Origin of the sequence: Aquimarina sp. BL5 (assembly GCF_003443675.1) — a bacterium.
In the GTDB taxonomy this organism is placed as follows: domain Bacteria; phylum Bacteroidota; class Bacteroidia; order Flavobacteriales; family Flavobacteriaceae; genus Aquimarina.
The window spans coordinates 4,831,518-4,843,650 of the sequence record NZ_CP031963.1; the positions used below are offsets into that span (position 1 = coordinate 4,831,518).

Annotated in this window: 8 protein-coding genes; 5 read left to right on the forward strand and 3 right to left on the reverse strand. The window is 31.8% G+C overall.

Features of this window, described 5'->3' with window-relative positions; all coding sequences use genetic code 11:
- Positions 1 to 71: 71 nt before the first annotated feature.
- The 4 genes from prmA (at position 72) to D1818_RS20200 (ending at position 3,893) form a co-directional block, all read left to right on the forward strand.
- Positions 72 to 917: a 50S ribosomal protein L11 methyltransferase gene (gene prmA / locus D1818_RS20185; RefSeq protein WP_118463966.1), complete on the forward strand. Its 846-nt coding sequence runs from the start codon at positions 72 to 74 to the stop codon at positions 915 to 917.
- Between the two features lie 57 nt (positions 918 to 974).
- The gene (locus tag D1818_RS20190) at positions 975 to 1,250 is read left to right on the forward strand and encodes an ATP-dependent Clp protease adaptor ClpS (RefSeq protein ID WP_118461178.1); all 276 of its coding nucleotides are present in this window, start codon (positions 975 to 977) and stop codon (positions 1,248 to 1,250) included.
- A gap of 354 nt (positions 1,251 to 1,604) precedes the next feature.
- Positions 1,605 to 2,453, forward strand: coding sequence for a M57 family metalloprotease (locus D1818_RS20195; RefSeq protein WP_118461180.1), 849 nt, complete (start codon positions 1,605 to 1,607; stop codon positions 2,451 to 2,453).
- 582 nt (positions 2,454 to 3,035) lie between these two features.
- Positions 3,036 to 3,893: a M57 family metalloprotease gene (locus D1818_RS20200; protein ID WP_118461182.1), complete on the forward strand. Its 858-nt coding sequence runs from the start codon at positions 3,036 to 3,038 to the stop codon at positions 3,891 to 3,893.
- 264 nt (positions 3,894 to 4,157) lie between these two features.
- Here the strand turns inward: D1818_RS20200 and D1818_RS20205 are convergent, their stop codons facing one another.
- The 3 genes from D1818_RS20205 to D1818_RS20215 form a co-directional block, all read right to left on the reverse strand.
- The gene (locus D1818_RS20205; RefSeq protein WP_118461184.1) at positions 4,158 to 6,752 is read right to left on the reverse strand and encodes a TonB-dependent receptor domain-containing protein; all 2,595 of its coding nucleotides are present in this window, start codon (positions 6,750 to 6,752) and stop codon (positions 4,158 to 4,160) included.
- Positions 6,753 to 7,661, reverse strand: coding sequence for a FecR family protein (locus tag D1818_RS20210; protein WP_118461186.1), 909 nt, complete (start codon positions 7,659 to 7,661; stop codon positions 6,753 to 6,755).
- Between the two features lie 75 nt (positions 7,662 to 7,736).
- A complete protein-coding gene (locus D1818_RS20215) occupies positions 7,737 to 8,246 on the reverse strand; it encodes an RNA polymerase sigma factor (RefSeq protein ID WP_118461189.1) in 510 nt (169 codons plus the stop codon).
- 261 nt (positions 8,247 to 8,507) lie between these two features.
- On the opposite strand from D1818_RS20215, the gene D1818_RS25855 reads away from it, so the two are divergent.
- Complete coding sequence (locus D1818_RS25855; RefSeq protein WP_118461192.1) at positions 8,508 to 11,891, forward strand: T9SS type A sorting domain-containing protein; 3,384 nt, start codon at positions 8,508 to 8,510, stop codon at positions 11,889 to 11,891.
- Positions 11,892 to 12,133: the final 242 nt, after the last annotated feature.

The window sequence follows — 12,133 nt, forward strand, 5'->3', positions numbered from 1 at the left end:
TTAGGTATTCGTTTGTGCGAATACCTTTTTTTGTTAGTCAAAATAGTAAATTTGCAACCTAATTTTAAATGATGATGAAGACAACTCCTATATATATAGGCTATTACTTTACTATAGAGCCTTTACAACCAGCTACAGAAATTTTGATTGCAGAATTAGGTTATGCAGGTTTTGAGAGTTTTGTAGAAACAGAGAAAGGAGTAGAAGCCTTTATTCAGAAGGAAGAATGGAATGATAATATTTTGAATGATATTCATATTCTGAATTCAGATGAATTCGAAATAACATATACTTCTGAGGAAATAGAACAAGTGAACTGGAATAAAGAGTGGGAGAAAAATTTTACTGCTATTACGGTGGATAATATTTGTAGTGTACGAGCCCCATTTCACGAAAAACCAGAGGTGGCATATGATATTGTGATAGAACCTAAAATGTCTTTCGGGACAGGTCATCACGAAACGACTCATATGATGATTCAACATCTGTTAAAGAACAACTTAGAAGGTAAAAAGGTATTGGATATGGGTTGCGGAACAGGAGTTTTGGCAATATTAGCGGAAATGAAAGGAGCAAAACCTATTGATGCTATTGATATTGATAATTGGTGTTATCTGAATACTATCGAAAATGTGGAACGCAATAATTGTAAAGAAATAATCGCTTATGAAGGCGATTCATCATTGTTAGTGGGTAATCAATATGATGTTGTTATTGCTAACATAAATAGAAATATATTGCTAAACGACATCACCGTATATGCCGAAACATTGACTCCAGGTGGAAGTCTTTTTCTAAGTGGTTTCTATAAGGAAGATTTGGAGATGATTACCAAAGAATGTGCTGCTCATAATTTGGAACTTCAAGAAAGTTTTGATCGAAATAATTGGATAGCAGCTAATTACAAGTTAAAATAATTTAATAGACGATTAATTTTTCTTTTCGAAATAGTATATTTGTATAAAATTAATGTGATGAGCACTCAAGAAAAAGTTTTAGAGGAGGTTTTAGAAAAAACGGTAGAGAAAAATAATAATGAGATTGTTTTATATAACGATGATGTCAATACATTTGATCACGTAATTGAAACTTTGATCTATACGTGTGAGCACACTCCGGTACAGGCAGAACAATGTGCAATGTTAGTTCATTATAAAGGTAAATGCACTGTAAAAACAGGTGTTTACGAAGAATTAGTTCCTAGATGTTCTAAGTTATTACAGGCGGGCTTAAGTGCAGAAATCGTTTAGATACAATAATATTTGTAGGAATAATCGTTCAATTAAATTGTTTATTGAGCGATTTTTTTTATCCGAAAAACAGAATTGTGGTTATAACACAATGATAGTAAGGTCTTGAGGGTTTTCTTTGAATTGTGTCATTTGTCGAAAAAACATCATTATCTTAATGAATATTTAATGATTATTTGATTTTACAGAGAATAATTCAACAGATTAACTTTTTTTAATAAAAAATTATCATATCTTTGGATCGGAAAAATTGTACGCCCCAAAACTTTCTTATTGATTTTTAAGCTAGCGCAATTCGTTGGTTTTGAATGTACTTTCCCAAAATAATTTATACAAACTCAACACATTTTTACAATGAAAAGAATTAAATTCTTAGCACTTTGTGCTATTGCGGCAGGTCTTGTTACATCTTGCCAAAAGGAAGACGTTTCAACAGAAATCGATACAGTAAACAAAGAAGTTTCTAAAGAAGTAAAACTACAATTAGAAGCAATTGGAGTAAATCCTGATAATGCTACTATACAAACTAGAGCATTTTTAGATGGTTCTGAGGTTTCAGGAGTTAGATCAGGTGACTACTTTTCTACTCTAGAAAATCTTATGAATACTCCTGCTTTAGGTACTGGCGAAGCCAATACTAAGCAGTATAGAACCAATAACTTAGTGACAGGTTCAAACAGAACGATTGATATTATTGGCTATACAGGAAATGATAGTAATGGTTTGAATAGTAAAGAACAAACAGGACTACAATGGGCAGTTAATAATTATAATAGATTGAATTTGTCAGTTAGTTTTAGATTAACATTTGGTACGGATTATCAATCTAAGGATATGGTAGTTTATCATGATCCAAATGAAGAAGCTGCAGGAGAGCAAGGAGGAGTAGCAGGATTTCCTGACTCACAAGGAAGACCAAATAAGTGGGTTGCAATTTACGGTTTAGGAGGATATTCTAATAATGTAAATGAACACGTAATTACACATGAGATCGGTCATTCTATTGGTTTCCGTCATACAGATTGGTTTAGCCGCCAAAGTTGTGGGCAGTCTGGAGAAAGTGCTGGATCTGATGGATCTATCCATATCCCAGGAACACCAACAGGATATGATTCCACTTCTATTATGTTAGCATGTTTCAGTACAAGTGCTGATGGTGAGTTTAATGGAAACGATGTGACCGCATTAAACTACCTGTACTAGCATAATGTTAATATACGCTACTTATTAATTTATTGATAGATAAAAGCCCAACTTATAAGTTGGGTTTTTTTATGTTCTTTTTTGTAATTATGGTTTTAGGAATACGATTTTGTCTTATTGGATTTCATTATTATTATTTAAATAATTTACGGTAAAACATCCATTAGTATTTTCTTAACACTTTTTAGTTAAAAATTTATGATTTATAAGAAATAACTTACAAAATATTGTGAAAAAAGAGTTGCATTGGATTTGTAGAGATCATTGATAATCCTACGTTTCTTTACTTGCTAACGGATATGTATAATGATAATCTTGATGCATTTAATCGATTTTATTGTGTAATTTAAGGATATATATTTGTTAAGTAAAAGCTTGATTTATTGAATTTAATGTATGTATTTTGTATATAACCAGAGAATAATTTAAATAATTAACTGATATTTAAAAAAAATTATCATATCTTCAACCCGCTTAAATTTTAAAAAGGTTCAAAGCATTACTAAATTTATTTCAACAAAATAGAAACTGTAGTAGATCTGTTTTGTTTAATAGTAACTACACAAACTCAACTTTTTAAAAATGAAAAAAATCAAATTTTTAGCGCTTTGCGCTATCGCAGCTGGTGTTATGACATCTTGCCAAAAAGACGAAATCGCCAACGACGCTCAACCAGTTTCATTAGAACTTAGTAAAGATTTACAGGACAAAATGTTAGCTGCTGGAGTAAATCCTGGAGATGCAGAAATTGTAACAATTACCCATTTAGATGGTAATCCTACACAGTATGTAAAATCTGGTGATATTACTTTAAACTTAGGTTTATTAGAAAACGATGTTTATAAATTAGGTATTGAAGACGATGGAGATACTAAGCAGTATAGAACCTCTAACCTTGTAACAGGTTCTAGAAGAACTATTGATATTTTAGGATTTACTGGTTCTGGAAACGCACTTTCAAGCAATATGCGAACTGGATTACAATGGGCTGTTAACAATTACAACAGATTAAATAATAGTTTAACATTTAGATTGACTTTTGGGACTAATTTCCAAGCTGCTGATATGGTAGTGTATAATAATAATCAGTCTGGTCAAGGTGGATCTGCTGGTTTCCCAAGTGGTGGAGCTCCTTTTAAATTTGTTCAGATTTTAAACGGATTAAGTAACGCTAGTAATAACCTGAATGAGCACGTAATTGGTCACGAAATAGGACACTCTATAGGTTTCAGACACACAGACTACGCACGTAGAAGATGTGGTGGAGGAAACGAAGGTAGTGGAGGTGTTGGAGCAATCAACATTCCAGGAACTCCAACTGCTAATCAGTGGGGTCAGAATGGTTTAGATTCTGATTCTATAATGATTTCTTGCTTCGACGGAAGTGAAGATGGAGAATTTAGTAGTTTTGATATTACTGCTTTAAACTTCTTATACTAAAACTAAGTATATATTATCATAATATAATAAACTTTGAATCTTTTTATAAACCATCCGTCCAAGACGGATGGTTTTTTTATAGAAAACGGTTAAACTGATGAAATTATAAACGATGTTTTTAGAATTATATAATGAGTAGGTCTAAACCTGAATAAAGAATAAGTTTGATAAAGTAGATAACGTATTTTTTTTAATTGATAGTGAAGTAAAAATTAAAATAGAAGTACTAGGCACAACTAAATAGATGCTGATGCTTTATGGTTATTAAAAATCGATTCTAAAAGATACATTAGGAGTAATACCGGAAGAGAATGTATTTACTTCTTGTAATAAATAATTATTATTATCAAATCTGATACTGTATGTTCGATTTAAGATATTTTCTTTATTATATAGATTAAACAGGGAAAACCCAATTTTGCTTCGCCATGTATCTTTTTTTGACAAATTTAATTTATAAGAGGCAGAAAAATCTAATCGATGATAAGTGTCTAATCGTTCACTATTAATTTCTCCATAATCGATAAAAAGAAATTCATCAGTTTCAGTAATGCTTTCTGCAGGAGTAAAAGGTCTTCCGGTTCTAATTGTCCATCCTAAAGAGAACTCGAAATTATTCCATTGATAGCTATGAATCCAGGATAGATAGTGGCTGATGTCGAAATTACCTGGAAAAGATGCTCCTTCATTAACGTTTGCAAATTTAAAATCCTGATCGGTTAAGGAATAGGAGATCCAGGTTCTATAATCTCTTATTCTTTTTTTGATCAATACGTCTAAACCAAGAACTTCACTTTCTCCTGTTTCTAAAGCAAGAACTCCATTAAAACCATTTGCAAAGGATGTGAGACCATCTATGGATTTATAGTAGCCTTCGATATCAATATACCAATCATTTTTGTTAATACTGAAACCACTAGAAACCTGATTACTCGCAAGCATTGAAACAAATTCTGAATCAGCTAATAACCAAATTTGATTATCCAGACTAAAATCATTTGGTAGATAATTAGAAACTTGACTAATCACTTGATTTCTTCTTTCTGCTGATAATTTGGCTATGATATTTTTAGACAAATTGACTTCCAGATTAATTCTTGGTTCCCAATATGTTTTTTCAAGGACAGAGAAATAATTACCTCGTATACCGGCGCTTATTTTTAGCTTTTCATTAGAATTAAATTTATATTCTCCAAATATGGCGTGTGTCATATTGTTATCACTTTCGTCGAAAGAAATGTCATTAGCAGAATAATCAGCAGTGTAGGCTACATCATTATTAGAAAAATCATAACCCGAAGTAAAACTATGCATGGGGTGTATAGACCAATTTCCGTGAATAGATCCACCTGCATCTCGTATTGTATTTTTTTCTACAATATTATTTTCAAAAAATAGGAATCCATCACTACTCGCTCTAGATTCTCTCAGTCCATTATAGTCGAATTCATAGTTTGAAAAGTAAATATTAGTTGAATGAGAGAAATGTGGAGTCCATCTTTTTTCCCATTTCATATTAATTCCTTGATTTACATATTCTAATTTGTCTTTTTGATTATCATCAAATGGTTCACTAAATCCCAGAATGTTTTTGATGTTTAATGTGTAATTCAGATTGTTATTTGTGAATATAGAACTTATGGTAAACTTTTCATTGTTAGATATTTTAAAAATTCCTTTTACTGTAAGATCTGTAAAGTAAAACACATTCTCATTTTCTACAGTTTCCTGATCTAACTTTTGATTATCTATAAAGAAACGAATGCTTTGAAAAGCTCGATCCGAGTAACTTCGAAAAGTAGATGTTTCAAGAAGATCAGTGAATGATCTTCTTGCGGATATAACTACTCCAAAACCTTCATCAATGGGAGCTTCGATATAAGCATCTACTGTGGTCATGTTAAAGCCAACACCAAAACCAAAATCTTTTGGGATTTCACTTTTAGATTCTATATCAATAACTCCCGAAATTCTGTTTCCATATTTAGCTTCTGAACTGCTTCTAAAAAGTTTTATATTTTCTGTAATGTATGGATTGAAAATAGACAGTAGATCAAAAAAATGCCCTGTACTATACATTTTTATGCCATCCCACAAAATCAGATTATGATCAGGAGTTCCTCCTCTAATATGTAAAGAAGAAGCAGTCTCAGTAGGGCTTTGTACCCCAGGCAAAAATTGCAGGGTTTGTAGCACATCTGGTTCTACTAATCGGGGCAGAATGCCTAACTTGCTTGGGTCAATATTTATGGCACTACTAGCACCTTGTCGTGATATTCCCGACGTCACATATTCCGTAATAAGAACCTCGTCTAACTGAAAATCATCTTCAGGTAGAAAAATTTTAATACAGTCATTCTTTTCAAGATCTTTAGCAATAAATTGCTGTTTTTTGTATCCTAAAAGTCTAATATTAATCGTGTCATTAGGTTCGGATAAGAATAATTGAAAATAACCGTTAGCATCCGAGATCACTGATTTAGATTGAGTCCTGTTATTTACAAAAGCTTCAGCTAAAGGTTTTTTGGTAGTACTATCAAGTAAGTATCCACAGACCGAAATTCTTCCTTCTTTGTTTTTTTGTCGAATAACATAATATCTGTTATTGATCTTTTGAAAAAATATAGAAGTTTGAGATTGTATTTTTTGGAGAGTTCTTTTTAGCGAATCTTTAGTAGAAATACTTATTCTTTCACTTTTAATAATCTCAGGGTTGAAAGAAAATTTAATGTCATGTGTTTTTTCTAAAACTTTAAGAATATTGTTTAAAGGAGTGTCATCATATTCTAAACCAGCTGCTTTTTGAGAAAAAGAGCTAAAGTATATGAATATAAAAAAATAGAAAAAAAATGACTTCATTTATTCTTTAACGAGAACTATGTGGTTTTCGTTCTTAAAAGTATATGAAATTTCCATAGGAACAAAGATTGTTTTTAAAGCTAGTTCAATATTGTCGTGATTGTAACTACCAGTAAAACGTTGATTTTGATCAATTTTGTCTTTGTTAAAAGTAATATTAAACTGATTCTCTAGAGAAAGTATTACTTGTTTTAAGGGAGTATTGGTGAATGTAGTTTCTCCAGATATCCAACTTGGTTTTGTTGTTTCAGTTTCCCAGTTTTCGACAATATTGTTGGCTACTCTAAACGCTCTTCCCTTAGCAAGAATAGCTTCTTTAGAATTGTATCCTATTGCTTTTACTTTACCTTCGTGACAGATAACTTCAAAAAAATCTTTTTGGGTATTTACGTTAAATTGTGTTCCTATTACTTTTACATTTCCGGATGATGTTTCTACTAAAAAATCAGAACCTTTTTTTACTTTAAAAAATGCTTCTCCAGTCAAGGTAACTGTTCTATTATTTTTCCAGTTGGACTCTTTATATGATAATTCTGATTTAGAGTTCAGGATTACTTCAGATCCATCTAGAAGTTCTATGGTAATTTGTTCACCATAATCAGTTGTATGTGTAGTAGCCGTATCAAAGAAAAAAAACAACCCTATTAATACTAATAGGGTAGCCGCGATACCGTAGCTCCAGTTCGGAATTAAAGGTATTGTCTTTTTGTTTTTAGTGATATCATCTTTAATCGCTTGGAATATGTTCTCTTTATCGTATTCAGGAGAATCCAGCGTATCTATTTTATTTATAATAGTCACGTATTTCTGATAATCTTCCGATTTTTCAAATTCTATTTTTTCTTTAGCATCTAGAGTCCCATTAAGCCATCTTGCTAAAAACGTTTCATCAGAATATGGATTTTCCATCAGTTATTTTTTACTTTCTTTATTTATGCTTTCTAATAATAATAACAGCCTTATACTATATTACCCTACATATGATTATAAAATATTACCTAACTTTTGCCGTAAACTTAGTAATGCGTAGTGTATTCTTTTTTCAATAGCTTTTACAGATACCCCTGTAATTTCTGCAATTTCTTTATATGATTTCTTGTCAATCCTAGATAATAAAAATGTTTCTCTTTGTTTTTCAGGAAGTTCGTCTATTGCATTTTTAAGTTTAGACATAAACTCTTTTTCTTCAATAATGAATTGTGGATCCTGATTATTAAGTTCTGAATGTGGTTTTTGTTCATATCTAAGCACTACTTTTTTATGAGCGATATGATTTAACAAAGTATTGTTAGCTACAGTAAATACGTACGATTTTGCTTTGTAATAGATGACTTTTTTGCAGTTCTGCCACAATTTAATGAAAGCATCCTGAATTATATCTTCTGCCAAAGCAATATCACCACATTTATAGTAGATAAGATTCCGTAACGATTCTGAACAATCATCAAAGATTGATTCAAAATTTTTTTCATCACAAACAGATTTCTTTTCCATATATTTTTCGAAGATATTTATTTTATTGAGATTTTAAAATTTAATGGTTTATAGTTTTTGTTTGAATCAGCTTTACTGATGGATTTTTTTTGGTTCATTCTTGAGACTGAATTAAAGACAAGCTGGTTTACGTGCTGTTTTAGTTGATGATTTAAATAAATAAAATATGTTTATGAATTTTTGAAAAAAAAACGGTTATTTAATTAGGGTTTCCTTGTATTTAGTTGTTTACTATAGAAGTAACTCAACAAAATTTTTAAAATGAAAAAAAATATTCTTTTAATTGTCGTATTATGTGTTTGTTTTTCAGGTAGTTCGCAGTTTAATTCAAATGCTCCTTGGATGAAAGAGCTAACTGCACAAAAAAGATCTGCTGGAATAGAAGAACCGGTAAAATTTCATGAGATTGTAGATGCATTTAATGAGTACTGGAAAGATAAGGATCATACCAAAAAGGGATCAGGATATAAGCCTTTTAAAAGATGGGAGAATTTCTGGAAAGATTGTTTAAATGATGATGGTACATTAATGACCGCAAAGCAAATATGGGATGCAGGGTTACAGAAAAAAGCTTCTTTTAATAAAATGGCGGATCAGAGTAATTGGATCGCTTTAGGACCAGATGATTTTATTGATAGATCTTTTTCTAGTGCCAATATAGGTCGTGTAAATACTATTATTGTAGATCCAGTAGATCCAAATAAATATTATGCAGGTACTCCTGCAGGAGGTATATGGAAATCAGAAGATGCTGGTGCAAGCTGGGTTCCATTATCAGACGAGCTTCCGCAAATTGGAGTTTCAGCAATTGCGATAGATCCTGTAGATACTAATATAGTCTATATCGGTACAGGTGATGATGATGCCAATGATACAGTTAGCGTAGGATTGTTAAAATCTACAGATGGAGGGCAGACTTGGAATACTACAGGTTTAAGTTTTACTATTTCAAATGGAAGTAAAATAGGTGAAATATATTTAGATCCATTAGATAGAAACAAAGTTTTTGTTGGAACAAGTAGTGGTTTTTATAAATCTACCGATGCTGGTGTAAATTTTACTAGAACATTAAGTGCGGATGTAAATGACATGAAATTGAAACCAGGAGATTCAAATATTATATATGCAGTTTCTGATAATACGATATATAAATCTACTGATAATGGAGATTCTTTTTCTATCATAACAAACGGTTTACCAAGTTCGTCAACTAGATTAGCTATTGATGTGACTGTGGCTGACCCTAATTACGTATATATTTTAAGCGCAGGATCAGGAAGTTCTTTTCAAGGGATATATAAATCCACAGATAGCGGAAGTTCTTTTACAAGAACATTGACTACTCAAAATGTTTTTGGGGCAGGTCAGGCTTGGTATGACATGGCACTTGCTGTTTCTGACACCAATCCGGAAGAGTTATACACTGGAGAGTTAGATGTATGGAAATCTACTAATGGAGGAGATAATTTTACACAGGTAAACAACTGGTCATCTAGAACTGCTTCATATACTCATGCTGACATTCACTTCCTACGATTTTTTAATGGAGAATTATTTTGCGGAAGTGATGGAGGTATTTTTAAGTCAAATAACGGAGGTAATACTTTTTCTGATTTGACAGAAAAAATGCAGATAGGACAGTTTTATAAAATTGCTGTTTCTAAGTCTAATGGAAAGTCCAAGAAAATGGCTGGTGGATTACAAGATAATGGAAGTTTTGGATTAACCAGTTCTGGTGAATGGAATGTTTATGGAGGAGGAGATGGAATGGATGCGGCGATTGATCCTAATAATGATAATAATTATTATGGGTTTATGCAGTTTGGACAGAACCTTTGGATCTCAAATAATGGAGGGGTAAGTCAGGCTGCAAGTGTATCCCAACCAACTGGTAGTTCTGGAAATTGGATAACTCCTCTTGTTATGAATAAAGAAAGTGAGTTATATGCGGGGTATAATGCAATTTACAAGCTTGACGGTTCTAGTTTTGTACGAGTTTCTCCTGATTTTTTTGGAGGTAGTGTTGATAGATTAGAAATAGATCCTTCTGATTCGGATAATATGTTTGTTGCTATTAACGGAGTGTTGTACAAAAGTATAGATAGAGGAATTACATTTGAAGTAGCTGAAAGTTTTGGAAGATCGATTACATCTGTTAATATACATAATAGTGATAGTAATATTTTATATGTTACCACTTCTGGTACTTCAGGAAAAGTTTATAAATCGGTGAATGGGGGTCTTGATTTTACGGATATTACCGGAGATTTACCAAATGTTCCGAAGCTAGTTATAAAGCATCAAGGATCACATTCTGATGATCCGTTGTTTGTAGGTACATCTACAGGTGTATACAGAACCGATGATACTACTCCAGGAGTTTGGGAGGCTTTTGATAATAACTTGCCAAATGTTCCAGTTAGAGATTTAGAGATTAATGTAAATGATGCTAATATAACCGCTGCAACTTATGGTAGAGGAGTTTGGCAATCAGAAATACCTACTCAATTAGCTCAGGAGGATGTGCGTTTACTTGCTATAAATGCTCCAGGTATCGAAATTAACTGTGGAGACGTAACTCCTTCTATCGAAGTTAGAAATAATGGAGTTAATGCAATTACGTCTCTAGATATAGAATATGTTGTCGATGGTAACTCTAATACAACTACTTGGACTGGAAATATTAATCCTAGTGAAACACAATCTATTGATTTACCTCAATTAAGTGTAGACCTTGGGGAGCATACTTTGAACATAATAACTACAACTTCTGGTGATACTAATCCGGGTAATAATGCACTATCTGGTACTTTTATTACTAATGCAAGTGCAGTTGGTATAGATATTAATGATTTTGAAGATTCAGGTGATGATGTTTTGGTTGTAGGAGGTGTTTGGGAACGTGGAATTCCTACAGGAACTAATCTTAATACAGCTACATCAGGACAAAATGTGTATGGAACTAATTTAGATGGTAATTATCCAGATTCTAATACTAGTTTTTTAGTATCTAATTGTTATGATCTTACGACTATCGGGAGCCCAATTTTAAAATTTAATATGGCATTTGATATTGAGTTAGATTGGGATTTTGTAAACATAGAATACTCTACTGATGGCGGTTTAAATTGGAATATTTTAGGAACAGCAAATGATCCAAATTGGTATAATAGTAATACTTTGCCAAATAATTCTAATTGCTTTACTTGCCCTGGAGCACAATGGACAGGAAGAGACGCTACTATGAAAGAATATAGTTATGATCTTGCAGCTTTTGCTAACGAAGAGAGCTTCATATTTAGATTTAATTTTGTAACTGATGGAGGAGTTAATGAAGAAGGAGTAATTGTGGATGATCTTCAGATAGAAGGTAATACGCTGAGTATAGATGATTTTGAGAACAGGCCAGCGTTTAGTTTGTTCCCTAACCCTTCTAGTGATATATTCAATATCCAATGGAGAAATGCTACAAAAGTTTCGTATAGAGTTACTGATCTAGCTGGAAAATTAATTTCTTCTAGAAGTGGATTGAATTCTTCAGAGAATACTGCACAAATTGATTTATCTGGTTACTCAAAAGGTATGTATTTTCTTAGTGTATCTCTAGATGGAATTGATAAAACAATGAAGTTAGTTCGAAATTAAAAAGAACAGGCTTTAAGTACAATTTATTTTACAAATCCAAGACCCTTGCAATAGATATGCGAGGGTCTTTTTTTAGTTTAATTATAGAGAAGTTTACTTTTTTTAGATTAAAAATTAATTATTTTCAATTTATGACTGATTAAAAAAAAATACTTAAGAGACTATAACTTCCATTCCTTTTAGAAAAGAAGCAGTTTTCTCCTATTGTTTGAAGAGATTGTGTTATAAATATTTCAAATCAT